Annotated in this window: 26 protein-coding genes and 1 pseudogene; 20 read left to right on the forward strand and 7 right to left on the reverse strand. The window is 72.1% G+C overall.

Annotation, left to right across the window (positions count from 1 at the left end):
• Window positions 1-203 precede the first annotated feature (203 nt).
• Window positions 204-920, reverse strand: coding sequence for an IclR family transcriptional regulator NdgR (ndgR, locus tag ABZ873_RS22340; protein WP_007266782.1), 717 nt, complete (start codon window positions 918-920; stop codon window positions 204-206).
• A gap of 184 nt (window positions 921-1,104) precedes the next feature.
• On the opposite strand from ndgR, the gene leuC reads away from it, so the two are divergent.
• The 4 genes from leuC to ABZ873_RS22360 all read left to right on the forward strand — a co-directional run bounded on the left by leuC (window position 1,105) and on the right by ABZ873_RS22360 (window position 4,315).
• Complete coding sequence (gene leuC / locus ABZ873_RS22345) at window positions 1,105-2,529, forward strand: 3-isopropylmalate dehydratase large subunit (RefSeq protein ID WP_360874835.1); 1,425 nt, start codon at window positions 1,105-1,107, stop codon at window positions 2,527-2,529.
• Window positions 2,530-2,531: 2 nt separating this feature from the next.
• Entirely contained in the window at window positions 2,532-3,125 is a 594-nt protein-coding gene (gene leuD / locus ABZ873_RS22350; RefSeq protein WP_360874838.1) for a 3-isopropylmalate dehydratase small subunit, read from the forward strand.
• A gap of 137 nt (window positions 3,126-3,262) precedes the next feature.
• Window positions 3,263-3,490 carry a hypothetical protein gene (locus ABZ873_RS22355; protein WP_030009267.1) on the forward strand — a complete coding sequence of 76 codons (228 nt, stop codon included), beginning with the start codon at window positions 3,263-3,265 and terminating at the stop codon, window positions 3,488-3,490.
• A 144-nt stretch (window positions 3,491-3,634) separates the two neighbouring features.
• Window positions 3,635-4,315: an HU family DNA-binding protein gene (locus ABZ873_RS22360; protein ID WP_360874843.1), complete on the forward strand. Its 681-nt coding sequence runs from the start codon at window positions 3,635-3,637 to the stop codon at window positions 4,313-4,315.
• Window positions 4,316-4,633: 318 nt separating this feature from the next.
• On the opposite strand, the pseudogene cofC reads toward ABZ873_RS22360, so the two are convergent.
• Window positions 4,634-5,236: pseudogene (gene cofC, locus ABZ873_RS22365) on the reverse strand (2-phospho-L-lactate guanylyltransferase); the annotation flags it as partial.
• Window positions 5,237-5,481: 245 nt separating this feature from the next.
• On the opposite strand from cofC, the gene ABZ873_RS22370 reads away from it, so the two are divergent.
• Genes ABZ873_RS22370 through ABZ873_RS22380 form a run of 3 tightly spaced genes read left to right on the forward strand, consistent with a single transcriptional unit; the run spans window position 5,482 to window position 8,438 of the window.
• The gene (locus tag ABZ873_RS22370; RefSeq protein ID WP_360874846.1) at window positions 5,482-6,234 is read left to right on the forward strand and encodes a lysophospholipid acyltransferase family protein; all 753 of its coding nucleotides are present in this window, start codon (window positions 5,482-5,484) and stop codon (window positions 6,232-6,234) included.
• Window positions 6,231-7,241 (forward strand): NAD(P)H-dependent glycerol-3-phosphate dehydrogenase, encoded by a 1,011-nt coding sequence (locus tag ABZ873_RS22375; RefSeq protein ID WP_360874848.1) that lies wholly within the window; start codon window positions 6,231-6,233, stop codon window positions 7,239-7,241. The genes ABZ873_RS22370 and ABZ873_RS22375 overlap by 4 nt, the downstream gene beginning before the upstream one ends.
• 39 nt (window positions 7,242-7,280) lie before the next feature.
• On the forward strand, window positions 7,281-8,438 hold the full coding sequence (locus ABZ873_RS22380) for a D-alanine--D-alanine ligase family protein (protein ID WP_360874851.1): 1,158 nt from the start codon (window positions 7,281-7,283) through the stop codon (window positions 8,436-8,438).
• A gap of 102 nt (window positions 8,439-8,540) precedes the next feature.
• On the opposite strand, the gene ABZ873_RS22385 is transcribed toward ABZ873_RS22380, so the two are convergent.
• Both ABZ873_RS22385 and ABZ873_RS22390 read right to left on the reverse strand, forming a co-directional pair.
• Window positions 8,541-9,041 carry a DUF3515 family protein gene (locus ABZ873_RS22385; protein ID WP_360874922.1) on the reverse strand — a complete coding sequence of 167 codons (501 nt, stop codon included), beginning with the start codon at window positions 9,039-9,041 and terminating at the stop codon, window positions 8,541-8,543.
• Window positions 9,042-9,064: 23 nt separating this feature from the next.
• Window positions 9,065-9,298 carry an Lrp/AsnC ligand binding domain-containing protein gene (locus ABZ873_RS22390; protein ID WP_030028650.1) on the reverse strand — a complete coding sequence of 78 codons (234 nt, stop codon included), beginning with the start codon at window positions 9,296-9,298 and terminating at the stop codon, window positions 9,065-9,067.
• 245 nt (window positions 9,299-9,543) lie between these two features.
• Here ABZ873_RS22390 and ABZ873_RS22395 point away from each other — a divergent pair, with 245 nt between their 5' ends.
• On the forward strand, window positions 9,544-10,527 hold the full coding sequence (locus ABZ873_RS22395; RefSeq protein ID WP_360874854.1) for a thiamine-phosphate kinase: 984 nt from the start codon (window positions 9,544-9,546) through the stop codon (window positions 10,525-10,527).
• Window positions 10,524-11,336, forward strand: coding sequence for a bifunctional hydroxymethylpyrimidine kinase/phosphomethylpyrimidine kinase (gene thiD / locus ABZ873_RS22400; RefSeq protein ID WP_360874857.1), 813 nt, complete (start codon window positions 10,524-10,526; stop codon window positions 11,334-11,336). The genes ABZ873_RS22395 and thiD overlap by 4 nt, the downstream gene beginning before the upstream one ends.
• An 85-nt stretch (window positions 11,337-11,421) precedes the next feature.
• Here thiD and rpmB read toward each other — a convergent pair whose 3' ends face one another.
• Window positions 11,422-11,607 (reverse strand): 50S ribosomal protein L28, encoded by a 186-nt coding sequence (rpmB, locus tag ABZ873_RS22405; protein ID WP_007266795.1) that lies wholly within the window; start codon window positions 11,605-11,607, stop codon window positions 11,422-11,424.
• A 241-nt stretch (window positions 11,608-11,848) separates the two neighbouring features.
• On the opposite strand from rpmB, the gene ABZ873_RS22410 reads away from it, so the two are divergent.
• The 9 genes from ABZ873_RS22410 to mutM all read left to right on the forward strand — a co-directional run bounded on the left by ABZ873_RS22410 (window position 11,849) and on the right by mutM (window position 20,883).
• Window positions 11,849-13,510 (forward strand): DAK2 domain-containing protein, encoded by a 1,662-nt coding sequence (locus ABZ873_RS22410; protein ID WP_360874862.1) that lies wholly within the window; start codon window positions 11,849-11,851, stop codon window positions 13,508-13,510.
• Between the two features lie 26 nt (window positions 13,511-13,536).
• Window positions 13,537-15,729 carry an ATP-dependent DNA helicase RecG gene (gene recG, locus ABZ873_RS22415; protein ID WP_360874865.1) on the forward strand — a complete coding sequence of 731 codons (2,193 nt, stop codon included), beginning with the start codon at window positions 13,537-13,539 and terminating at the stop codon, window positions 15,727-15,729.
• A 73-nt stretch (window positions 15,730-15,802) separates the two neighbouring features.
• The gene (rsmD, locus tag ABZ873_RS22420) at window positions 15,803-16,381 is read left to right on the forward strand and encodes a 16S rRNA (guanine(966)-N(2))-methyltransferase RsmD (protein WP_360874867.1); all 579 of its coding nucleotides are present in this window, start codon (window positions 15,803-15,805) and stop codon (window positions 16,379-16,381) included.
• Window positions 16,382-16,395: 14 nt separating this feature from the next.
• Window positions 16,396-16,875, forward strand: coding sequence for a pantetheine-phosphate adenylyltransferase (gene coaD, locus ABZ873_RS22425; RefSeq protein WP_360874925.1), 480 nt, complete (start codon window positions 16,396-16,398; stop codon window positions 16,873-16,875).
• Between the two features lie 103 nt (window positions 16,876-16,978).
• Window positions 16,979-18,073, forward strand: a complete 1,095-nt coding sequence (locus ABZ873_RS22430) for an ATP synthase F0 subunit B (protein WP_360874870.1) — start codon at window positions 16,979-16,981, stop codon at window positions 18,071-18,073.
• 122 nt (window positions 18,074-18,195) lie between these two features.
• Entirely contained in the window at window positions 18,196-18,864 is a 669-nt protein-coding gene (locus tag ABZ873_RS22435; protein ID WP_360874872.1) for a DUF177 domain-containing protein, read from the forward strand.
• 2 nt (window positions 18,865-18,866) lie between these two features.
• Window positions 18,867-19,040 (forward strand): 50S ribosomal protein L32, encoded by a 174-nt coding sequence (gene rpmF, locus ABZ873_RS22440; RefSeq protein WP_003965982.1) that lies wholly within the window; start codon window positions 18,867-18,869, stop codon window positions 19,038-19,040.
• Window positions 19,041-19,059: 19 nt separating this feature from the next.
• Window positions 19,060-19,896 carry a ribonuclease III gene (gene rnc / locus ABZ873_RS22445; protein ID WP_360874875.1) on the forward strand — a complete coding sequence of 279 codons (837 nt, stop codon included), beginning with the start codon at window positions 19,060-19,062 and terminating at the stop codon, window positions 19,894-19,896.
• 117 nt (window positions 19,897-20,013) lie between these two features.
• Window positions 20,014-20,883 (forward strand): bifunctional DNA-formamidopyrimidine glycosylase/DNA-(apurinic or apyrimidinic site) lyase, encoded by an 870-nt coding sequence (gene mutM, locus ABZ873_RS22450; RefSeq protein ID WP_360874878.1) that lies wholly within the window; start codon window positions 20,014-20,016, stop codon window positions 20,881-20,883.
• On the opposite strand, the gene ABZ873_RS22455 is transcribed toward mutM, so the two are convergent.
• Both ABZ873_RS22455 and ABZ873_RS22460 read right to left on the reverse strand, forming a co-directional pair.
• Window positions 20,856-21,263, reverse strand: a complete 408-nt coding sequence (locus ABZ873_RS22455; RefSeq protein WP_360874881.1) for a helix-turn-helix domain-containing protein — start codon at window positions 21,261-21,263, stop codon at window positions 20,856-20,858. The genes mutM and ABZ873_RS22455 overlap by 28 nt on opposite strands.
• Before the next feature lie 76 nt (window positions 21,264-21,339).
• The gene (locus ABZ873_RS22460; protein WP_360874884.1) at window positions 21,340-22,377 is read right to left on the reverse strand and encodes a CAP domain-containing protein; all 1,038 of its coding nucleotides are present in this window, start codon (window positions 22,375-22,377) and stop codon (window positions 21,340-21,342) included.
• A 137-nt stretch (window positions 22,378-22,514) separates the two neighbouring features.
• On the opposite strand from ABZ873_RS22460, the gene ABZ873_RS22465 reads away from it, so the two are divergent.
• Both ABZ873_RS22465 and ABZ873_RS22470 read left to right on the forward strand, forming a co-directional pair.
• Window positions 22,515-22,796, forward strand: a complete 282-nt coding sequence (locus ABZ873_RS22465; protein ID WP_360874886.1) for an acylphosphatase — start codon at window positions 22,515-22,517, stop codon at window positions 22,794-22,796.
• A gap of 349 nt (window positions 22,797-23,145) precedes the next feature.
• Window positions 23,146-23,364: a hypothetical protein gene (locus ABZ873_RS22470; protein WP_030032603.1), complete on the forward strand. Its 219-nt coding sequence runs from the start codon at window positions 23,146-23,148 to the stop codon at window positions 23,362-23,364.
• Window positions 23,365-23,468 lie beyond the last annotated feature (104 nt).

Raw genomic sequence — 23,468 nt, forward strand, 5'->3', positions numbered from 1 at the left:
CTAGCACGCCGCCCTCTCAAGGCGGTAGCGCCGGTTCGAATCCGGTCGGGGGTACCTACAGAGAAGGCCCTCCGCGTCCATCGCGGAGGGCCTTCTCGCTGTGCTCCGGCGCGGGCGCGCGGGGCACAAGTGCGGGCCCGGAGGCGCGCGTTCGGACGTGTGCGGCGTCGTACGCGCCCCGGGCCCGCGGGGGAGTGGGGGGATCAGCCGGAGCGGCGCAGGGCCTCCGTCAGGCGGGCGGCCGCGTCGATGACGGCCTGGGCGTGCATGCGCCCCGGGTGCCGGGTCAGCCGCTCGATCGGCCCGGAGACCGATACGGAGGCCACCACCCGGTTCGACGGCCCGCGCACCGGCGCCGACACGGAGGCCACGCCGGGCTCCCGCTCGCCGATCGACTGGGCCCAGCCGCGGCGCCGTACGCCGGAGAGCGCCGTCGCCGTGAAACGCGCGCCCTGCAGACCGCGGTGCAGCCGCTCGGGCTCCTCCCACGCCATCAGGATCTGCGCGGCCGAACCGGCCTTCATCGGGAGCGTGGAGCCCACCGGGACGGTGTCCCGCAGGCCGGACAGCCGCTCCGCGGCCGCCACGCAGATGCGCATGTCCCCCTGCCGGCGGTAGAGCTGCGCGCTCTCACCCGTCACGTCCCGCAGGTGGGTCAGAACCGGTCCCGCCGTGGCCAGCAGGCGGTCCTCGCCGGCCGCGGCGGCGAGCTCCGCCAGCCGCGGGCCGAGGATGAACCGGCCCTGCATGTCCCTCGCCACCATCCGGTGGTGTTCCAGTGCCACGGCCAGCCGGTGTGCCGTGGGTCGTGCGAGCCCTGTCGCCGCGACCAGCCCGGCGAGGGTGGCCGGACCGGACTCCAGTGCGCTCAGTACCAGAGCTGCCTTGTCGAGAACGCCGACGCCGCTAGAGTTGTCCATGAAACGATATTCGCGTCTCACACTGTGAAACGCAAGTTCAATTTTTCCAAGAACCAGAGACTCTGTATGTGCGGGTCCACGAACCACTGGGTCCGAGCCGTCGTCCGGGACGTGGGGTACGGACGGCAGGCGCACGGGATCTCTATGAAGCGCCGGCCCCACCGGGCCGGCCGGAGGGAAAGCGATGGGTAGGACACTCGCGGAGAAGGTCTGGGACGACCATGTCGTCCGGCGCGCCGAGGGCGAGCCCGACCTCCTCTTCATCGATCTGCACCTGCTGCACGAGGTGACCAGCCCGCAGGCGTTCGAAGGACTGCGCCAGGCCGGCCGCGAGGTCCGCCGCCTCGACCTCACCATCGCGACCGAGGACCACAACACCCCCACCCTCGACATCGACAAGCCCATCGCGGACCCGGTCTCCCGGGCCCAGCTGGAGACGCTGCGCGCGAACTGCGCCGAGTTCGGCGTCCGCCTGCACTCGCTGGGCGACGTCGAGCAGGGCGTCGTCCACGTGGTGGGACCCCAGCTGGGACTGACCCAGCCGGGCACCACCGTGGTCTGCGGCGACTCCCACACCTCCACGCACGGCGCCTTCGGCGCGCTGGCCTTCGGTATCGGCACCAGCCAGGTCGAGCACGTGCTGGCCACCCAGACGCTGCCGATGGCCCGCCCCAAGACGATGGCCATCACGGTCACGGGCGAGCTGGCCGAAGGGGTCACCGCCAAGGACCTGATCCTCGCCATCATCGCCCGGATCGGGACCGGCGGCGGCCAGGGCTACGTCCTGGAGTACCGCGGCGAGGCCGTCGAGAAGCTGTCGATGGAAGCCCGCATGACCATCTGCAACATGTCGATCGAGGCCGGCGCCCGCGCGGGCATGATCGCCCCCGACCGGACCACCTTCGACTACCTCCAGGGCCGCGACCACGCTCCCGTGGGCGAGGACTGGGACGCCGCCGTCGCCTACTGGCAGACCCTGCGCACCGACGAGGACGCCGTCTTCGACGCCGAGGTCGTCATCGACGGCGCCGCGCTCTCCCCGTTCGTCACCTGGGGCACCAACCCCGGCCAGGGCGCCCCGCTCTCCTCCGACGTCCCCGACCCCGCTTCGTACGAGGACGCTTCGGAGCGGCTGGCGGCCGAAAAGGCCCTGGAGTACATGGGGTTGACCGCCGGGCAGCCGCTGCGCGACATCAAGGTCGACACCGTCTTCGTAGGTTCCTGCACCAACGGCCGCATCGAGGACCTGCGCGCCGTCGCGGGCATCATCGAGGGCCGCAAAGTCGCCGACGGCGTACGGATGCTGGTCGTCCCCGGCTCTGTCCGGGTCGCCCTGCAGGCCGTGGAGGAGGGTCTGGACACCGTCTTCAAGGAGGCCGGCGCCGAGTGGCGGCACGCGGGCTGCTCCATGTGCCTGGGCATGAACCCCGACCAACTGGCCCCCGGCGAGCGCTCCGCGTCCACCTCCAACCGCAACTTCGAGGGCCGGCAGGGGAAGGGCGGGCGCACCCACCTGGTGTCGCCGCAGGTGGCCGCCGCCACCGCCGTACTGGGCCATCTGGCCTCGCCCGCCGACCTGTCCGAAGCCACCGCCACCGCCGGAGTCTGACCATGGAAGCCTTCACCGTCCACACCGGCCGAGCCGTGCCGCTGCGCCGCAGCAACGTCGACACCGACCAGATCATCCCGGCCCACTGGCTCAAGAAGATCACCCGTGACGGCTTCGAGGACGGGCTCTTCGAGGCGTGGCGCAAGGACCCGGAGTTCGTCACCAACCGCCCCGAGCGCGCGGGGGCGACCGTCCTGGTGGCCGGCCCCGACTTCGGTACGGGCTCCTCCCGCGAGCACGCCGTCTGGGCCCTGCAGAACTTCGGCTTCAAGACGGTCATCTCCGCCCGCTTCGCCGACATCTTCCGCGGGAACTCGCTGAAGAACGGCCTGCTGACCGTCGTCCTCCCGCAGGAGACCGTCGACCGGCTGTGGGAGCTGACCGAGGCCGACCCCACCGTCGAGATCACCGTCGACCTGGTCGACCGGCAGGTGCGGGCCGGGGAACTCGTCGCGGAGTTCGAACTCGACGACAACGCCCGCTGGCGACTGCTGGAGGGGCTGGACGACATCTCGCTCACCCTTCAGAACGAAGCGGACATCGCCACCTACGAAAGCGCCCGTCCCGCCTTCAAGCCGCGCACGATTCAGCTGTGATTCCTGCCTGATCAGCGCTTATTCACCCCCGGGTGATCACATCGACAACACGGTGCCCCCCGCCTTCCGGCGGGGGGCACAGCCGTTTGTTGAGGCCCCGTGAGGCGACAACTCGCCCCAGATGGCACAATCTGTGCATGGAACGCGACAGTCAACTCGAGCTCTACGAACTCGTCGCGGACCGGTTGAAAGAAGCACACACAAGGGTGCGCTCACTGCAAGTCCCGGAGGGCGTAAGGATGGCGCTGTCCCGGAAGCTGTTGGTCGTCACGGCCGCGGCGAAGCACGATCTCGCCGATGCGGCAAGGCGCCTGGACAGGTTGATGAAGGACCTCGACGAGGGTCGATTCCCTGAAGGCGACTGATGCGAAGGAACTCCGTAACGGCCTCCGCCGTTGCGGCACTAGGGTGATTAGCCCGTTTCGTGTTTGATTTGCGGTATATATCCGCCTAACGTGCGAAATAAGCTTGAACACATTCGTTCTGGCGATGTCTCCGAAGGGGAAGACGTGAACAAGGCGCAGCTCGTAGAAGCGATTGCCGACAAGCTGGGCGGCCGCCAGCAGGCCGCGGATGCTGTCGATGCGGTGCTGGACGCGATCGTCCGCGCTACCGTCGCGGGCGACCGGGTCTCGGTCACGGGCTTCGGCTCGTTCGAGAAGGTCGACCGCCCGGCCCGTTACGCCCGCAACCCGCAGACGGGTGAGCGCGTCCGGGTCAAGAAGACCTCGGTGCCCCGTTTCCGCGCCGGCCAGGGCTTCAAGGACCTGGTCAGCGGCACCAAGAAGCTGCCCAAGGGCGGCGAGGTGTCCGTGAAGAAGGCCCCGAAGGGCAGCCTCACCGGCGGCGCCTCCGCCACGGTCAAGAAGGCCGCCGCGAAGAGGGCCACCACCGCCAAGAAGGCCGCGGCGAAGACCGCGGTCGCGAAGAAGACCACGGCGAAGAAGACCACCGCGACCGCCAAGAAGGCGGCGGTGAAGAGCACCACCACGGCGAAGAAGACCACGGCCGCCGCCAAGAAGGCCAGCACGGCCAAGAAGACCACGGCCGCCGCGAAGAAGACCACGCCGGCCGCCAAGAAGACCGCCCCCGCGGCCAAGAAGACCACCGCGGCGACGAAGGCGCCCGCCAAGAAGACGGCGACGCGCAAGGCCACCACCGCGAAGAAGACCACCGCCCGCAAGAAGTAGGGCCGGGTCACACACGCCGGGCCGGCTTCCCCCGTTCGGGGAGGCCGGCCCGCGGTGCGCGCGCTGCCGGAGGGCCGCCGTGCCGGAAGGCCGCCGTGCGAGAGGGCCCTCGTATCAGAAGGTCTGGAGCGTCACCAGCGTGATGCGCAGGTCCGCGCCCTTGCCGTCCGTCTCGATGCGGACCCGCTGCCCCGGCCGCAGCAGGCGCAGGCCGCCCGCGTCGAAGGCGGGGGCCCCGAAGGGCACCGGCGTGCCGTCGTCCAGCAGCACACTGCCGCTGCGGGTCCGGGAGTCGTACGTGTAAGCGGTCGCCTGCATACCCGCACTGTATCGGGCCGTGTACGCCCCCACGCCGAGGGCGAGTGCCGTCCGCAGATCCGCCGCCGTGTCCACGTCCCGGCGCACGCTGTCGACGTCCGCCAGCGCGATTTCCACCGCTCCCGAAGCCGAATGCCGGGCCCGTGAGGGGCCCCCGAACGCGGGAGCCAATTCCCGGTCCGGGGCGGCGGAAAGCAGAGTCGTCCCGATTCCGGCCGCATCCGCCAGAAATGCCCGCGGAAATACCGAGGCGTTTTCGAGCACGCGTTGCAATTCGGCGGGGCGGAGTGCCGGGAGATCGGCGTTCATCGCGGCGACCGCGGCGCCCGGGCGCGCCGCGCGGACCACGCGGGCCCCGTGCGCCAGCGCCGCGTTGAGGCCCGCGCCCGGCAGGTCCGGGACCACCCGCGCGCCCAGCCCGGCCAGCTCCGCGCCGGCCGCCGCGTCGTCCGTGACGACCACCACATCGGCCACGGCCGCGCAGGCCAGGGCCCCCGCGACGGTGTCCAGCGCGAAGGCCAGGGCGAGCCCGGGGCGGGCGGTGCCCACCGCCGCCGCCAGCCGGCTCTTGGCCGCCGCCAAGGGCTTGAGCGGGACCACCAGATTCCAGACGGCGTCCGTGGCCGACCCCTTTCCGTCCGGTGCGCCCGCACCCCTCCCCGTGCCAAGGTCAGGTCATGGCCCGGTCATGTGTCGGCCCATTGTCGCCTTCACCCGTGCCACCCGGGACTCCGGTGGCGCGAGCGGGGCGTACGGTGTTCTCGACAGAGACCGGGCCCGGGGTGACACTTGTCCGTCCGACCACGAGGTGCCCCAGCCGCGCACCGGTCCTAGAGGAAGGTGTCCGAGTGTCCCGCCGCAGAATCGGCTTCTGGTACCGCCTGGCGGCGGTCATCGCGAAACCGCCGCTGGTAGTGCTCTTCAAGCGGGACTGGCGGGGAATGGAGCACATTCCGGCCGACGGTGGATTTATCACCGCCGTCAATCACAACTCGTATCTGGACCCGCTCTCCTACGCGCACTTCCAGTACAACACCGGCCGGGTGCCCCGATTGCTCGCCAAGGCCGCCCTCTTCAAGGTCCCCTTTGTCGGGTCCATCCTGCGCGGCAGCGGCCAGATCCCCGTCTACCGGGAGAGCACCAACGCCCTGGACGCATTCCGGGCCGCCGTGGACGCGATCGAGCGCGGCGAATGCGTGGCCTTTTACCCGGAGGGCACCCTCACCCGGGACCCCGACATGTGGCCCATGGCCGGCAAGACCGGCGTCGCCCGCGTCGCGCTGATCACCAGGGCCCCGGTCATCCCGGTGGCCCAGTGGGGCGCCAACCTGGCCATGCCGCCGTACGCCAGGGAGAACAAGGTCCGGCTGTTCCCGCGCAAGACCCTCCAGGTGCTCGCCGGGCCGCCCGTGGACCTCTCCGCCTACTACGACCGGGAACCCACCCCGGAGGTGCTCCGGGAGGCCACCGAGGCCATCATGGCGGCCGTCACCCGGCTGCTGGAGGACGTGCGGGGCGAGAGCGCGCCCGCACGGCCGTACGACCATCGCAACGCCAGGGCGGAACAGCGGCGCAAGGCCGCGGGGGAGGGCAAGAAGTGACACGTCCCGTGACGGCGACCGTCTTCGGAACAGGCTCCTGGGGCACGGCCTTCGCCATGGTGCTCGCCGACGCCGGCTGCGAGGTGACCCTGTGGGGCCGCCGCCGGGAGATCGTCGACGCCATCAACACCGGCCGGACCAACCCGGACTACTTCCCCGACGTCGAACTCCCCGCGAACATCCGGGCCACCACCGACCCGGCGGAGGCCGCGGCCAGCGCCGACTTCACCGTCCTCGCCATCCCCTCCCAGACCCTGCGCGACAACCTCGCCGCCTGGGCCCCGCTGCTGGCCCCCGAGACCGTGCTCGTCTCCCTCATGAAGGGCATCGAACTCGGCACCGCCAAGCGGATGAGCGAGGTCATCGAGGAGGTGGCCAAGGTCCCCGCCGAGCGGATCGCCGTGGTCACCGGCCCCAACCTGGCCGCCGAGATCGTCGCCCGCCAGCCCGCCGCCTCCGTGGTCGCCTGCGTGGACGAGGCCGCCGCCCAGCGCCTCCAGGCCGCCTGCCACACCCCGTACTTCCGGCCCTACACCAGCACCGACGTCATCGGCTGCGAGCTCGGCGGCGCCGTCAAGAACGTCATCGGCCTCGCCGTCGGCATCGCGGACGGCATGGGCCTCGGCGACAACACCAAGGGCTCGCTCATCACCCGCGGCCTGGCCGAAGCCACCCGCCTCGGCGTGGCCATGGGCGCCGACCCGCTCACCTTCTCCGGCCTCGCGGGCCTCGGCGACCTCGTCGCCACCTGCTCCTCGCCGCTCTCCCGGAACCACACCTTCGGCACCAACCTCGGCCGCGGGATGACCCTGGAGGAGACCATCGCGGTCACCAAGCAGACCGCGGAGGGGGTCAAGTCCTGCCAGTCGGTGGCCGATCTGGCCGGCCGGCACGGGGTCGACATGCCGATCACCGACACGGTGGTGGACATCGTCCACCACGGCAAGCCCACCCTGGTGGCCCTCAAGGAGCTGATGGGACGCAGCGCCAAACCGGAACGTCGCTAGCTCCTTTCCGGACGCGTGAGCGGGTACGCTCATGCCGATATGAGCAGCGAGAACCTCCCCCAGACCCCTGAGCAGCAGGGCCGCAAGCCCCGCGTGGCCGTCGTGTTCGGCGGCCGCAGCTCGGAACACGCCATCTCGGTCGTCACGGCGGGCGCCGTACTGCGCTCCATCGACCGGTCCCAGTACGAGGTGCTGCCCATCGGCATCACCACGGACGGCCGGTGGGCGCTGACCGCCGACGAGCCCGAGCGGATGGCCATCGCGGACCGCACCCTCCCGAGCGTCCAGGAGCTCGCGGAATCCGAGGACGGCACCGTCGTGCTCTCGGTGGACCCGGCCAGCCGCCAGGTCGTCTACACCGAGCCCGGCGCCGTCCCGAAGGCCCTGGGCGAGGTCGACGTGGTCTTCCCGGTGCTCCACGGCCCCTACGGCGAGGACGGCACCCTCCAGGGCCTCCTGGAGCTCTCCGGGATCCCGTACGTCGGCTCGGGCGTGCTCGCCTCGGCCGTCGGCCAGGACAAGGACTACATGAAGCGGGTGTTCACCTCCTTCGGGCTCAAGGTCGGCCCGTACGTGACCATCCGCCCCCGCGAGTGGGAGGCCGACCGGGACGCCGCGACGGCCCGGATCCTGGACTTCGCCGCCGAGCACGGCTGGCCGCTGTTCGTGAAGCCCGCCCGCGCCGGCTCCTCCATCGGCATCACCAAGGTCGACGACGCCTCGGGGCTGGAGGCCGCCGTCAAGGAGGCCCGGCGCCACGACCCGAAGATCATCGTGGAGGCGCTGCTGCGCGGCCGCGAGATCGAGTGCGGCGTCCTGGAGTTCGAGGACGGGCCGCGCGCCAGCGTCCCCGCCGAGATCCCGCCGGTCTCCAGCCACGACTTCTACGACTTCGAGGCGAAGTACATCGACTCCGCCTCCGGGATCGTGCCCGCCCCGCTCACCCCGGAGCAGACCGCCGAGGTCCAGCGGCTCGCGGTCGAGGCGTTCGAGGCCGCGTCCTGCGAAGGTCTCGTACGCGCCGACTTCTTCCTCACGGAGGAGGGCGAGTTCGTCATCAACGAGATCAACACGATGCCCGGATTCACGCCGATCTCCATGTACCCGCTGATGTGGCAGGAGTCGGGCGTGCCCTACCCGGAGCTCGTGGACCGGCTGATCCAGGCCGCCCTGCGCCGCTCCACCGGGCTGCGCTAGCCGCTCTCCCGGGCCCGGACAGCCGACCGCCCGCCGCCGGTCCACGACGACCGGCCGGCGGGCGGCGGTGTGCCCGGTGCCCCGGTGGGGCGCGGGCGGGGCTCAGTAGGAGGCCACACCCTCGGGAACGGTCGCGGCGACGGCCGCGGACAGGCCGACGAGCATGCCCGCGTCCGTGGCGTGTTCCTTGTCCACACGGACCTCCGTGTACGCCAGCCGCAGACCGGTGGTGAAACGGAATCCGCCGCCCGCACCGTCGGGAAGCTTCTCCAGCAGCCAGGCCACGCCGTTGACGTGGATGCCCTCCTGCTTCGGATCCAGCATCTGGGGGGGTTTGGCGATCCCGCACCGCAGTACGATCGCCGAGCCGCCCCACGCGGCAGTGAGGTCCGACTCCGGATCGGTGCCGGTCCGCGCCAGCCCGGCCACCGTCTCCGGAAGCTCCTCGTGCAGCGCCGCACAGAGCTTCGCGACGTCGGCGGGCGGCGCGGGCGGCGGATCCACCCGGGCCTCGGAACCACCCGGTGAGCACGCCGCCAGTGCCAGCAGGGCAAGGGCGGCGGGCAGGGCCAGGACACGGAGGGGCCGGCGGTGGAGGGACATCACCGGCCAAGAGTAGACGGGGGCTACAGATGGACCACCGGGCAGGTCAGGGTGCGGGTGATCCCCTCCACCTGCTGGACCTTGGCGACGACCATGCGGCCCAGCTCGTCGACGGTGTCGGCCTGGGCGCGCACGATCACGTCGTACGGCCCCGTCACGTCCTCGGCCTGGATCACCCCCGGGATCTGGCCGATGGACTCGGCGACGAACGACGCCTTGCCCACCTCGGTCTGGATGAGGATGTACGCCTGTACCACGGAACCTCCAGGGCGGCCACGAGGATCATTTCCCCTAACCTTCGGGTGGACCCCACACGAGGGACAGGGCCGGGGGAAGAAGGGACGCCACGGTACCGCGTCGCCGCGCGCCACGGGGAGACCCGGGGCCCCGGCGCCACGCACAGCGGGGCGTGCGGAGAACAGAAGTTGACGTATCTGTTGACGGTACCCAGAGCTGTGACGGCTCGCGACCGCAAGCGGACTGGGCAAGAAGGGGCACAGCGATGAAGGGCACTGTCGGCGAGCTGGGGGAGTTCGGGCTGATCAGGGAGCTCACCTCACGGCTCACCACCACCCCGGCCGTCCGGCTCGGACCGGGCGACGACGCCGCGGTGGTCTCGGCCCCCGACCGGCGCGTCGTGGCGAGCACCGACATCCTCCTGGAGGGCCGGCACTTCCGCCGCGACTGGTCCACGGCCTACGACGTCGGCCGCAAGGCCGCCGCGCAGAACCTGGCGGACATCGCGGCCATGGGCGCGGTACCCACCGCGCTCCTCCTGGGCCTCGTCGTCCCGGCCGAACTCCCGGTCACCTGGCCCACGGAGCTCATGGACGGCATCCGCGACGAATGCCAGGTCGCCGGCGCCGCCGTGGTCGGCGGGGACGTCGTCCGCGGGGACACCATCACCGTCTCCATCACCGCCCTCGGCGACCTGCGCAACCACGAGCCCGTGCTGCGCTCCGGCGCCCAGCCCGGCGACGTCGTCGCCGTCACCGGCTGGCTCGGCTGGTCCGCGGCCGGCTTCGCCGTGCTCTCCCGCGGCTTCCGCTCCCCGCGGGCCTTCGTCGAGGCCCACCGGCGCCCCGAACCGCCCTACCACGCGGGCCCCGCGGCCGCCGGGCTCGGCGCCAGCGCCATGACCGACGTCAGCGACGGCCTGATCGCGGACCTCGGGCACATCGCGGAGGCCAGCAAGGTACGCATCGACCTGCGCTCGGCGGCCGTCGACATCCCCACGCAGATGCACGACATCGGCCAGGCCGTCGGCGTGGACCCGCTCCAGTGGGTGCTCACCGGGGGAGAGGACCACGCGATCGTGGCCACCTTCCCGCCCGACGTGAAGCTGCCCGCCCGCTGGAAGGTCATCGGCGAGGTGCTGAACCGCTCCGCGCTGCCCCAGGTGACCGTCGACGGCGCCCCCTGGACCAGCACCGGCGGCTGGGACCACTTCGGGGACGACCCGGTGGCCGAGGGCAACGCGCTGTGAACGCCGCCCCGCCGCTCTGCCTCACCGTCGCCGGATCCGACTCCGGCGGCGGCGCGGGCATCCAGGCCGACCTCAAGACCATGCTCGCGCTCGGCGTGCACGGCATGAGCGTGGTGACCGCCGTGACCGCGCAGAACTCCCTCGGGGTACGCGGAGCCTGGGACCTGCCCGCCGAGGCCGTCAGGGCCCAGTACCGGGCCGTGGTGGACGACATAGGCGTGCACGCCGTGAAGACCGGCATGCTCTCCTCCGCCGTCCTGGTGGAGACCGTGGCCGAACTGCTCGACGGCATCGCCGCACCCGTGGTCGTGGACCCCGTCGGCGTCTCCAAGCACGGGGACGCGCTGCTCGCCGCCTCCGCGGTGGGCGCCGTACGCACCGCACTGCTGCCGCGCGCCACCGTGGCCACCCCGAACCTCGACGAGGTGGCGCAGCTCACCGGCGTCGTCGTGGAGACCGAGGACGACATGCGCCGGGCCGCCGACGCCGTCCTCGGGCTCGGCCCGCGCTGGGCCCTGATCAAGGGCGGGCACCTCGCCGCGCACGCGGACCGGGCGGTGGACCTGCTCACCGACGGGACCGCCGAGCGGTGGCTCGACGCCCCCCGCCACTCCAACCGGCACACCCACGGCACCGGCTGCACCCTCGCCAGCGCGATCGCGGCCGGCCTCGCCAGGGGCCTCGCCGTCCCGGAGGCCGTCACCGCAGCCAAGGAGTACGTCACCGGCGGCATCGCGGCCGGCTTCGCCCTCGGGGCGGGCATCGGCCCGGTGGACCACGCCTGGCAGCTGCGCCGACCGGGCCTCTAAAGCCGCCCGGACAAGGCAAAAGGCCGGTCCACCAGAGGTGGACCGGCCTTCTTGGCAACCGGAAGGGGCTGCGCTACGACGGGCGTCAGCGCGAGACCTTGCCGGCCTTGATGCACGAGGTGCAGGCGTTGAGGCGCTTCGGCGTCCCATTGACCACGGCACGGACGCGCTGGATGTTCGGGTTCCAGCGACGCGAGGTGCGGCGGTGCGAGTGGGAGATGTTGTTGCCGAAGCTCGGCCCCTTGGCGCAAACGTCGCAGTTGGCAGCCACAGGTCACTCCAAAGACTTCAGATGCAATTACAGTGAATCCGGCGCACCGGAATCAGAGGTCTGAAGTGGTTTGCCGGGGGAAAGACCCGACTCTCATCGGGCAACCGGAGCAGCATACAACGACTGCGCCCGTCCAAGAAAACTACCATGGCGGCCGCCCGGCCCGCCCCACGGTCCTGTCTCCGGGGCAGCCCTTCGTTACCCTGCGGTGAACCCTGGCCCGCACAAGGAGGAACGCCCGGTGCCGCACGAGCCGCAGCCGCAGCCCGCCGACGAGCTCGACGCCGAAGCGGTACGCACCTGGAGCTCCCTGGCCCTCGCCGCACTGGGCCGGGCCCGCGAGGACATCGACGCGATCAACGTCTACCCGGTGGCCGACGCCGACACCGGCACCAACCTCTACCTCACCGCCGAGTCCGCCGACCGCGCGCTGACCGACGCCCTCACGGACACCGCCCCCGCCTCCCTGTCCCGGGCCGTACGGGCCTGGGCGCACGGGGCGCTCGTAGGCGCCCGCGGGAACTCCGGGACCATCCTGGCGCAGCTGCTGCGCGGGGTGGCCGACGTACTCGGCACCGACCCCGGGGAACCCGCCGGTGCCCCGGCACCCGGCCCCGGCGGGCTGCTGGCGCGGGCGCTGACCCGGGCCGCGGAGGAGGCGTACGCGGCCGTCGCGCACCCGGTGGAGGGGACCATGCTCACCGTCGCCGGGGCCGCCGCGCGGGCCGCCGAGACCGCCTCGGCCGCCGCCGGCACCGCCGTGGACGTGGCCAGGGCCGCCTACGACGCCGCCCGCGCCGCCCTCGCCGAGACCCCCGGGCAGCTCGCCGCGCTGGACCGGGCCGGGGTGGTCGACGCGGGGGGCTGCGGGCTGGTCGCCGTACTCGGGGCCCTGTGGCAGGCGCTGTCCGGGCAGGAACCGGCCGCGGAGCCCGTGGCCGGACCGGCCGCCGGAGCCGCGGCGGAGCCCGGGGACCCCTGCGCGCGGGAGGAGGAGGGGCCCGCGTACGAGGTGATCTACCTGCTGGAGGCGTCCGCGGAGGCCGTCGCCGTCCTGCGCGAACGGCTCGACGCGCTCGGGGACTCCCTCGTCGTGGTCGGCGGGGACGGGCTGTGGAACGTGCACGTCCACGTCGACGACCCCGGCGCCGCCGTGGAGGCGGGCGTCGAGGCCGGCCGGCCGTACCGGATACGGATCACCCACTTCGGGGACGCGCGCCGCCACGGCCGGGGCGAACGCGCCCAGCGGGCCGTGGTCGCCGTGGTCCCGGGCGAGGGACTGGCCGTGCTGTGCGGGGAGGCCGGGGCCACCACCGTGCTCGTCCGCCCCGGCGAGGCGCCCGCCGCCGCCGAACTGCTCGACGCCGTACGCCGCGCCCACGCCCGCGAGGTGGTCCTCCTCGCGGGCGGCGCCGAACTGCGCGCCGCCGCGGCCGCGGCCGCCGAACAGGCCCGCGCCGACGGGGTCCGGGTCGCCGTCATCCCCACCCGGTCCGCCGTCCAGGGCCTGGCCGCGCTCGCCGTGCACGACCCGGACGGCAGCTTCGACGAGGACGTGGTCGCCATGACCGCCGCGGCCGGCGCCACCCGCTACGGCGAACTCGCCGTCGCCGAGAGCCGGTCCTTCACCTCGGCCGGCATCTGCCAGGCCGGGGACGTGCTCGGCCTCATCGACGGCGACGTCGCCGTGATCGGCGCGGCCCTGGCCGAGACCGCCGAGGCCGTCCTGGACCGCATGCTCGGCTCCGGCGGCGAACTCGTCACCCTGGTCCTCGGACCCGAGGTGCCGGACGGCGTCGCCGAACGCCTGGAGGCGTACGTGCAGCACGGCCACCTCGCCGTGGACACCGTCACCTACCGGGGCGGGCGGTACTCGGCGCCGCTCCTCATCGGGGTGGAATAGCGGGCTTGTCAGCGCCATGGTGTGCAATGGAACACGTGCCCGCGCTCGACGAAGACCTCAAGAAGACGCTCGGTCCCGCCACCGCCAAGGTGCTGGCCGAGCAGCTCGGCCTGCACACGGCCCTGGACCTGCTCCACCACTACCCGCGGCGGTACGCCGAGCGCGGTGAGCTGACCTCGCTGGCCGAGCTCGCGGACCAGATCGACGAGCACGTCACCGTCGTCGCGCAGGTCGCCGACGCCCGCGTCCTGAGCTTCAACGGCGGCCGGGGCAAGCGCCTGGAGGTGACCATCACCGACGGCAGCGGCCGGCTCCAGCTCGTCTTCTTCGGCGCGGGCGTCCACAAACCGCACAAGGACCTGCTGCCCGGCACCCGCGCGATGTTCGCCGGGAAGGTCTCCCGCTTCAACAACAAGCTCCAGCTCGCGCACCCGGCGTACGAACCCCTCGGCGGGGACGCCTCCGACCGGGACGCCGCCACCGCCTTCGCCAACCAGCTCATCCCGATCTACCCGGCCTGCGCCAAGCTGGAGTCCTGGAAGATCGCCAAATGCGTGGACGCGGTCCTGCCCGCCGCCCAGGAGACCGTGGACCCGCTGCCGCCCGCCCTGCGCGAGGGCCGCGGGCTGATCCCGCTCACCGAGGCCCTGCTGAAGATCCACCGGCCCGCCACCAAGGCCGACATCGAGGACGCCCGCCAACGCCTCAAGTGGGACGAGGCGTTCGTCCTCCAGGTCGCCCTCGCCCGCCGCCGGCACGCCGACTCCCAGCTCCCGGCCGTTCCCCGCCGCCCCACGCCGGGCGGGCTGCTCGACGCCTTCGACGCCAAGCTCCCCTTCACCCTCACCGACGGCCAGCACACGGTCTCGCGGGAGATCTTCGACGACCTCGCCACCAGCCACCCCATGCACCGCCTCCTCCAGGGCGAGGTCGGCTCCGGCAAGACGATGGTGGCGCTGCGGGCCATGCTCGCCGTCGTGGACTCCGGCGGGCAGGCGGCCATGCTCGCGCCCACCGAGGTACTGGCCCAGCAGCACCACCGGTCCGTCGTCGAGATGATGGGCGAGCTGGCCGAGGGCGGCATGCTCGGCGGCTCCGACCAGGGCACCAAGGTGGTACTCCTCACCGGGTCCATGGGCACGGCCGCGCGCCGGCAGGCCCTGCTCGACCTGGTCACCGGCGAGGCCGGGATCGTCATCGGCACGCACGCGCTCATCGAGGACAAGGTGCAGTTCCACGACCTCGGCCTGGTCGTCGTCGACGAACAGCACCGCTTCGGCGTGGAGCAGCGCGACGCCCTGCGCTCCAAGGGCAAGCAGCCCCCGCACCTGCTGGTCATGACCGCCACCCCGATCCCGCGCACCGTCGCCATGACCGTCTTCGGGGACCTGGAGACCTCCGTCCTCGACCAGCTGCCCGCCGGCCGCTCGCCCATCGCCACCCATGTGGTCCCCGCCAAGGACAAGCCGCATTTCCTCGCCCGCGCCTGGGAGCGGGTCCGCGAGGAGGTGGAGAAGGGCCACCAGGCGTATGTGGTGTGCCCGCGCATCGGGGACGGCGAGGACGACCCGAAGAAGAAGCAGGCCGCCGACGAGGCCGACCGGCGGCCCCCGCTCGCCGTCCTGGAGATCGCCGAGCAGCTGGGCCGCGGACCACTGGCCGGGCTGAGCGTCGAGGTACTGCACGGCCGGATGGACCCCGCCGACAAGGACGAGGTCATGCGCCGCTTCGCGGCCGGCGAGGTCGACGTCCTGGTGGCCACCACGGTCATCGAGGTCGGGGTGAACGTCCCCAACTCCACCGTCATGGTGATCATGGACGCGGACCGCTTCGGCGTCTCCCAGCTCCACCAGCTGCGCGGCCGCGTCGGCCGCGGCTCCGCCCCGGGCCTGTGCCTGCTGGTCAGCGAGATGCACGAGGCCAGCCCCGCCCGGGCCCGGCTCGCCGCCGTCGCCGCCACCCTCGACGGCTTCGAGCTCTCCCGGATCGACCTGGAGCAGCGCCGCGAGGGAGACGTCCTCGGCCAGGCCCAGTCCGGGGTGCGCTCCTCCCTGCGGATGCTCGCCGTCATCGAGGACGAGGAGGTCATCGCCCAGGCCCGCGAGGAGGCCACCCGCGTCGTCGCCGAGGACCCCGCGCTCGACGGGCTGCCGGGCCTGCGCACCGCCCTCGACGCCCTGCTCGACACCGAACGCGAGCAGTACCTGGAGAAGGGCTGACCGGTACGACCTATCGTGGGAGTGCCGCGACGAGCGCCGCGGCACCCCCTGTCGTCGTACCGAAGGACCCCAGATGACCCGCGTGATCGCCGGCAGCGCCGGCGGGCGACGGCTGGCCGTGCCCCCCGGCACCGGCACCCGGCCCACCTCGGACCGGATGCGCGAGGGCCTGTTCTCCACCTGGGAGTCCCTGCACGGCATCGAGGGGGCCCGGGTGCTCGACCTGTACGGCGGCTCGGGCGCCGTCGGCCTGGAGGCCCTGTCCCGGGGCGCGGACCACACCCTGCTCGTCGAGGCCGACGCCAAGGCGGCCAAGGCGATCCGCGACAACATCCGGACGCTGGGCCTGCCCGGCGCCGAGTTCCGCGCCGGCAAGGCCGAGCAGGTCGTGGCGGCCCGCGCGGCCGGGGAACCGTACGACGTCGTCTTCCTGGACCCGCCGTACGCCGTGGACAGCGCCGAACTGCGCGAGATCCTGATCACACTCCGCTCCAATGGCTGGATCACGGACGACGCGATGGTCACCGTGGAGCGGAGCACCAGGAGCGGTGCCTTCCCGTGGCCCGAGGGCTTCGAGCCGCTCCGGTCCCGCAAGTACGGCGAGGGCACCCTGTGGTACGGCCGCGCCGCCAGCACCCGCGAAGACTCATGAACGAGGGAGTTCAGTTGCGCCGCGCCGTCTGTCCGGGATCCTTCGACCCCATCCACAACGGACACCTCGACATCATCGGCCGCGCCTCCCGGCTGTACGACGTCGTGCACGTCGCCGTGATGATCAACAAGTCCAAGCAGGGCCTGTTCACCGTCGAGGAGCGGGTCGAGCTGATCCGCGAGGCGACCGCCGACTACGGCAACGTCGAGGTGGAGTCCTTCCACGGACTGCTCGTCGACTTCTGCAAGGAGCGGGACATCCCGGCCATCGTCAAGGGCCTGCGCGCGGTCAGCGACTTCGACTACGAGCTCCAGATGGCCCAGATGAACCTGGGCCTGTCGGGCGTCGAGACGCTGTTCGTCCCGACCATCCCCACCTACAGCTTCCTGTCCTCCTCGCTGGTCAAGGAGGTCGCGACCTGGGGCGGCGACGTGGCCCACCTGCTGCCCGCCCCCGTGCACACGGCGCTGCTGGAACGGCTGCGCGACCGCTGACCGCCTGACGGCCCGTCAGGCGGTGCCGGTAGCCGGCCCGCCGGCCGTACAGTCGTCCCGTCCGTCTCGGGAACCGCCCGAGGCCGAGAGAGTGCGAGCCCCCATGGACGTGCAGAAGAAGCTCGACGAGATCGTCGCGGCCGTCGGCGGCGCCCGGTCCATGCCCATGTCGGCCTCCTGCGTGATCAACCGCGCCGAACTGCTCGCGCAGCTGGAAGAGGTCCGCCAGGCGCTGCCCGGCTCGCTCGCCCAGGCCCAGGAACTCATCGGCGACCGCGAGCACATGGTCCAGGAGGCCCGCCGGGAGGCGGAGCGGATCATCGACGCCGCGCACGACCGGCGCGGCTCGCTGATCTCCGACACCGAGGTCGTACGGCGCTCCCAGGCCGAGGCGGACCGGGTGCTGGAGGAGGCCCGCCGGGAGGCGGAGACGATCCGGGCGGAGGCCGACGACTACGTCGACAGCAAGCTCGCGAACTTCGAGGTCGTCCTGACCAAGACCATCGGTTCCGTGGACCGGGGCCGCGAGAAGCTGCTGGGCCGCGGCCCCGGCCTGGACGAGCAGGGCTACCCGGACGCGGACGCCCCGGAGCGCAGCCACGACCCCGAGACGCAGCGCCAGCAGGCCGACGCCTACGTGGACGCCAAGCTGGCCACCTTCGAGGCCGTGCTCGCGGGCACCCTGGAGGCCGTGGGCCGCGGCCGGCAGAAGCTGCTGGGCCGGGTCCCGACGGACGAGCTGGGCGCGCACATGGCGGCGCAGGACGCGGCGGGCGGCCAGCCCTCCCGGACGGCCAGCGACGCGGACTTCCTGGCGGGCCTCGCGGAGCCCGAGCCCGCCGGGCCCGCGGCGGCGCCGCTCACGGCCCAGCCGGAGCCGGTGTACGACGCGTACGGCTACCCGCAGCAGCCGGCCGCGGCCGCGCAGCAGGACCCGTACGGCTACCAGGACCCCTACGGCGGCTACGGGCAGCAGCCCGACCCGTACGCGGCCTACCAGCAGCCCGATCCGTACGCCGCGTACCCGCAGCAGCAGCCCCAGCAGGGGCACCAGGGTCAGCAGGGGCACCAGGGTCAGCACGGGCAGGAGGGTCAGCACGGACAGCAGGGGCAGCAGCCCGCGCTCGACGAGACCAGCTTCTTCGACACGAGCATGATCAACCTGGACCAGCTGCGCCAGTACGAGCAGGGGCGCTGAACCCGGATTGGGCTCAGAGCGAAGCGCCGGGTATCCTGGCTCTTCGGTCGCGCGTATGCACCGCGATCCGTGCTGCCCGTACATGCGGAATTCACGCAGCACTCTTCGATCTTCAGCGATCTGTGAAAGCAGGAACGGCCCTGAACACCCGCCTCGACCACCGCAACCCCCTCGTGTTCGACACGCACGAGCTGGGTCGGCGTCCTGGTGCCATGCAGCGGCTGTCCCGTGAGATCGCGGCGCCGGCGGACCTCGGTATCGCCGGTGTCATCGGAGTGCCGGAAGGCGCTCCGCTGAAGCTCAGCCTCCGCCTCGAGTCGGTCATGGAAGGGGTGCTTGTCACAGGCACCGTCCGTGCATCGGCGGCGGGGGAGTGCGTAAGGTGTCTGGAGGCCGTCGAGCGTGAGCTCAAGGCGGACTTCCAGGAGATGTTCTCGTACCCTGACGCCGACGACCGGGGCCGCGCCAAGGCGGAGCCGGCCGACGACGCCGAGGACGACGAGGACACGCTTTTCCTCGAGGACGGCTTGTTCGACCTCGAACCCGTGCTGCGCGATGCGGTGGTGCTCGCACTGCCGATGCAGCCGGTGTGCCGGGAGGACTGTCTGGGACTGTGCCCCGATTGCGGGCTCAGCCTGAACGACGACCCGGAGCACCACCACGACGCCGTCGACATCCGTTGGGCGGCATTGCAGGAACTCGTCGTTACCGATCAGGACGACGAGAAGGACAACATGAGCGGCACTGCATCTGACGACGTTCAGAGCGCCGCCGAGAAGCAGGAGAAGTAGCCGTGGCTGTTCCGAAGCGGAAGATGTCGCGCAGCAACACGCGCCACCGCCGGTCGCAGTGGAAGGCTGCGGTCCCCACCCTGGTTTCGTGTGAGCGTTGCCAGGAGCCGAAGCTCCAGCACATCGCGTGCCCGAGCTGCGGCACCTACAACAAGCGCCAGGTCCTCGAGGTCTGAGCGGCTGGTGAGAGGCGCAATGTCTGAACTGTCCAACGCTGAGAAGCAGGCAGACAGTAACAACGCGGCCTCGTCCCACACGCTTCTGGAAGGGCGGCTCGGGTATCGACTCGAGTCCGCCCTTCTGGTGCGTGCACTGACCCACCGCTCGTACGCGTACGAGAACGGCGGTCTGCCCACCAACGAACGGCTGGAGTTCCTCGGGGACTCCGTGCTGGGCCTGGTGGTCACGGACACGCTGTACACGACCCACCCGGATCTCCCCGAAGGCCAGCTGGCCAAGCTTCGGGCCGCGGTGGTCAACTCGCGTGCACTGGCGGAGGTCGGGCGCGGCCTCGACCTCGGTTCCTTCATCCGGCTCGGCCGGGGCGAAGAGGGCACGGGCGGCCGGGACAAGGCATCCATCCTCGCCGACACGCTCGAAGCGGTCATCGGCGCGGTCTACCTCGATCAGGGCCTCGACGCGGCCTCGGAGCTGGTCCACCGGCTCTTCGACCCGCTCATCGAGAAGTCCTCGAACCTCGGGGCCGGCCTGGACTGGAAGACCAGCCTGCAGGAGCTCACGGCGGCCGAAGGTCTCGGCGTGCCCGAGTACCTGGTCACCGAGACCGGTCCGGACCACGAGAAGACCTTTACCGCTGCTGCCCGCGTCGGTGGTGTCTCGTACGGCACCGGCACCGGCCGCAGCAAGAAGGAAGCGGAACAGCAGGCCGCCGAGTCGGCGTGGCGCGGGATCCGCGCCGCGGCGGACGAGCGGATCGCGGCGGCAGCGGCCGCCGCGGACGGGGCCCCGGCCCCGGTACCGGCCGTGGACGGCGGGGCTCCGGCGCCCGCCGACCGCACGCCGGACGCCTGACCCCTCCTTCGGGTCCTTCCACGCCCGCCCCTGCCGAAAGCAGGGGCGGGCGCTGCCGTTTCCGGGCGGCCGGTACCCTCGCGGGAGCGCCCAGAACGTATCCACCGGAGGTCCCCCGTGCCCGAGCTGCCCGAAGTCGAAGTCGTGCGGCGGGGGCTGGAGCGCTGGGTCGCCGGGCGGACCGTGGCCGCCGTTGAGGTCCTCCACCCCCGGGCCGTACGCCGCCACCCCGCCGGTGGCGCCGACTTCGCGGCCCGGCTGCGCGGCGAGACCATCGGGGTGCCGCGGCGGCGCGGCAAATACCTGTGGCTGCCCCTGGAGGGGCGGGAGCTGTCGGTGCTCGGGCACCTGGGCATGAGCGGGCAGCTGCTCGTCCAGCCCGAGGACGCCCCGGACGAGAAGCACCTGCGCATCCGGGTCCGCTTCGCCGACACCACCGGAACGGAGCTGCGCTTCGTGGACCAGCGGACCTTCGGCGGGCTCTCCCTGCACGAGGTCGCCGCGGGCGGAGCGGACGGGCTGCCCGATGTCATCGCGCACATCGCCCGCGACCCCCTGGACCCGATGTTCGACGAGCTGGCCTACCACCTCGCGCTGCGCGCCCGGCGGACCACCGTCAAGCGGGCGCTGCTCGACCAGTCGCTGATCAGCGGGGTCGGCAACATCTACGCGGACGAGGCGCTGTGGCGCTCGAAGCTGCACTACGAGCGCCCCACCGGGCAGCTCACGCGCCCCCGGAGCATGGAACTCCTCGGCCATGTCCGGGACGTCATGAACGCGGCCCTCGCCGTCGGCGGCACCAGCTTCGACAGCCTCTACGTGAACGTGAACGGGGAGTCGGGCTACTTCGACCGCTCCCTCGACGCCTACGGACGCGAGGACGAGCCCTGCCGGCGCTGCGGCACCCCGATGCGGCGGCGGCCGTGGATGAACCGGTCGAGCTACTTCTGCCCGCGCTGTCAGCGTCCGCCGCGGGTCGCGTCGTAGGACTCGCGGGCGGAGAGCACCGCCGGCATGCTGCCCTCCAGGTGGTGGATGAGGGCGAGCAGCCGGTCCGCGACCCCGATGCCGAGCGGGGTCAGCTCGTAGTCCACGCGCGGCGGGTTGGTCGGCTGCGCCTCGCGGTGGACGATGCCGTCGCGCTCCAGGGCGTGCAGTGTCTGCGAGAGCATCTTCTCGCTGACGCCGTCCACCCGGCGGCGCAGCTCGTTGAACCGGACCGGCCCCTCCCGCAGGGCGCCCACGGTGAGGCTGCCCCAGCGGCCGGTGACATGTTCCAGCGTCTCGCGCGAGGGGCAGGCACGGGCGAACACGTCGAACGGCAGCCCGGCGTCCAGCTCGGCTTCGGTACAGGCGGGGGTGTCCATCACACAAGCGTACCGCCAGGCAGCGCTAACTGGAGGATTGCGCTTTCTGAAAGTTAGTTACGGGTCGTTCCCCGGGTCAGAAGCCGAAGTCCTGGGTCCACCAGGGGCCGCCGTCGGCGGAGTACAGGCCGACGCCCAGGGTGCGGAAATCGCAGTTCAGGATGTTCGCCTTGTGGCCCGGGCTGTCCATCCAGGCGCGCATCACGGCGTCGGCGTCACCCTGGCCCCGGGCGATGTTCTCGGCGCCGAGGCCCGAGAGGCCGGCCTTGGCGGCGCGGTCCCAGGGGGTGTTGCCGTCGGGGTCCTCGTGGGCGAAGAAGCCGCGGGTGGCCATGTCCTTGCTGAAGGCCCCGGCCAGGGAGGCCAGCGGCGGGTTGGCGCGGACCGGGCCGCAGCCGGCCTGGGCGCGGGCCTGGTTCACCAGGGTCACCACGGCCTCCTCCTCGGCGGAGTGGCCGGTGAGGCTGGGGCGGGTCGCGGAGGCGGAGGGGGCCGGCTCGGGCGCCTTGGTCGTCGGGGGAGCGGGGGCCGGGGGAGTCGGGGGAGCCGGCGGAGGCGTGGGGGAGGCGGGTGCCTTCGAGGGCGGCGCGGGCGGGGTCGGCTTCGGGGTCTCCGGGGCCGGCTTCTGCCGCGGGGTCTCGGTGGAGGGCGCCGGTACGGGGACCACCGGCGGGCGGGTGGCCTGCGGGGCCTGCGGGGTGTCCGGGGCCGACGGGGCGGGTGCCGCGGGGGTCTCCGGGCTCGGCGGGGCCGAAGGGGAAGGGGAGGCCGACGGGGTGGGAGAGGCCGGGGCGCTCGGGGAGGCCGGCGGGCGCGGGGAGGTGCCGCCGGTGGCGGGGGCCGTGGCGTCGCGGCCGGTCAGGTTGACCAGACCGCCCTGCTGCCGGAGCGCGGCGTCGGGGGAGGGGGAGGGCTTGGCCTTGGCCGCGGGCGAGGTGGTGTCCGTACCGCCGACGCCCACATAGGGGAAGGAGTCGCCGACCGGCAGCATGCCGGTGGTGACGGCGGCGGTGCCGAGGGCCACGGCCACCGCGCCGGCCAGCAGGCCGGTGCGCAGGGCGGTGCCGTGCGTGCCGCCGCGGCGCGGCGGGGCGGGGAGCCGGTGACGTCCCATCGGTGTCGTGCCTTCCTGACCGGATCAAGATCATCCCTAAACCACCCAAAAGGGTGAGTTCATTGCTGCGCGACTGTACGGCATGGGGCCCCGGGGGCGATGTGACCTGAAACCGGGGGCCCGGTTAGCGTGCACGCATGAATGAAGACGTCCGCATGACCGCCTGGGTGCGCGGTCGGGTGCAGGGAGTGGGCTTCCGCTGGTTCACCAGGGAGAACGCTCTGGAGATCGGTGGCGTGGTCGGCTTCGCGCTCAACCTCGACGACGGGCGGGTACAGGTGGTCGCCGAAGGTCAACGTGAGAATTGCCACCGGCTCCTCGACTGGCTGCGCTCCGCCGACACGCCCGGCAGGGTGGACGGGGTGACAGAGATCTGGGGCACACCGCGTGGTGGCTACGACGGCTTCGGGATGCGCTGAGCGATTCGACTGATCATGCACTGATCACATCTCGGGACCGCCGCATACGGTCGGAACTGGGCGTTTACCGCCGACGCGTTGCCGGGGCCCCGGATCCGTGGAAGGCTCGGAGATGAGGATGATCTCCACATCGCTCACGCGGGGCGCGGCGCCCGCCGATACGGGGCGTGATCGTGTTGACCGTCAAACTTTTTGGTGAGACGCTGGAAGCCCCGCGCACCTGAGCTGTTTGGCAGTGCTGGCAGTAGTAAGCGCAGTGACTGACAGTCGCTGCCGGACATCCGCGGGTGCGATTCCCTCACGACCCACACCGCTTCGGTCGGTCACTCAGTGTGGAGGACCATCCATCATGGCAAAGGCGCTTCTCGGTTACGTCGGCGGTTCCGACCCGCGACTCCTCGCCGAGATGCGACGGCTTCAGCAGCGCGTCCAGGACCTCGAGTCCGAGCTCGTACGGATTCAGTCCGAAAATGACGCGCTGAACGCGGCCGCCGCTCAGCACGACGGAGACTCGCTGCTGGACAGCATCGACATCGACGTACCCCAGGCGGAGCCTGCGCTCACCTGATCGCTCAACCCGTCGCTCGATTTCCAGCACCGCATGATCTGCAAGGGACGCTCCGGCGTCCCTTCTTTTCATTTCCGCGCCTCGTCACCCCCTGCCCGCCGCGC

Origin of the sequence: Streptomyces sp. NPDC047014 (genome assembly GCF_040644195.1) — a bacterium.
In the GTDB taxonomy this organism is placed as follows: Bacteria; Actinomycetota; Actinomycetes; order Streptomycetales; family Streptomycetaceae; genus Streptomyces.

Bases quoted from the DNA above. Each gene is read 5' to 3' on its own strand.
- ndgR (WP_007266782.1), bottom strand. From the start codon at position 920: ATGGACAACTCTAGCGGCGTCGGCGTTCTCGACAAGGCAGCTCTGGTA.
- leuC (WP_360874835.1), top strand. From the start codon at position 1,105: ATGGGTAGGACACTCGCGGAGAAGGTCTGGGACGACCATGTCGTCCGG.
- leuD (WP_360874838.1), top strand. From the start codon at position 2,532: ATGGAAGCCTTCACCGTCCACACCGGCCGAGCCGTGCCGCTGCGCCGC.
- ABZ873_RS22355 (WP_030009267.1), top strand. From the start codon at position 3,263: ATGGAACGCGACAGTCAACTCGAGCTCTACGAACTCGTCGCGGACCGG.
- ABZ873_RS22380 (WP_360874851.1), top strand. From the start codon at position 7,281: ATGAGCAGCGAGAACCTCCCCCAGACCCCTGAGCAGCAGGGCCGCAAG.
- ABZ873_RS22385 (WP_360874922.1), bottom strand. From the start codon at position 9,041: ATGTCCCTCCACCGCCGGCCCCTCCGTGTCCTGGCCCTGCCCGCCGCC.
- ABZ873_RS22395 (WP_360874854.1), top strand. From the start codon at position 9,544: ATGAAGGGCACTGTCGGCGAGCTGGGGGAGTTCGGGCTGATCAGGGAG.
- recG (WP_360874865.1), top strand. From the start codon at position 13,537: ATGGAACACGTGCCCGCGCTCGACGAAGACCTCAAGAAGACGCTCGGT.
- rsmD (WP_360874867.1), top strand. From the start codon at position 15,803: ATGACCCGCGTGATCGCCGGCAGCGCCGGCGGGCGACGGCTGGCCGTG.
- ABZ873_RS22430 (WP_360874870.1), top strand. From the start codon at position 16,979: ATGGACGTGCAGAAGAAGCTCGACGAGATCGTCGCGGCCGTCGGCGGC.
- rnc (WP_360874875.1), top strand. From the start codon at position 19,060: ATGTCTGAACTGTCCAACGCTGAGAAGCAGGCAGACAGTAACAACGCG.
- ABZ873_RS22455 (WP_360874881.1), bottom strand. From the start codon at position 21,263: ATGGACACCCCCGCCTGTACCGAAGCCGAGCTGGACGCCGGGCTGCCG.
- ABZ873_RS22460 (WP_360874884.1), bottom strand. From the start codon at position 22,377: ATGGGACGTCACCGGCTCCCCGCCCCGCCGCGCCGCGGCGGCACGCAC.
- ABZ873_RS22465 (WP_360874886.1), top strand. From the start codon at position 22,515: ATGAATGAAGACGTCCGCATGACCGCCTGGGTGCGCGGTCGGGTGCAG.
- ABZ873_RS22470 (WP_030032603.1), top strand. From the start codon at position 23,146: ATGGCAAAGGCGCTTCTCGGTTACGTCGGCGGTTCCGACCCGCGACTC.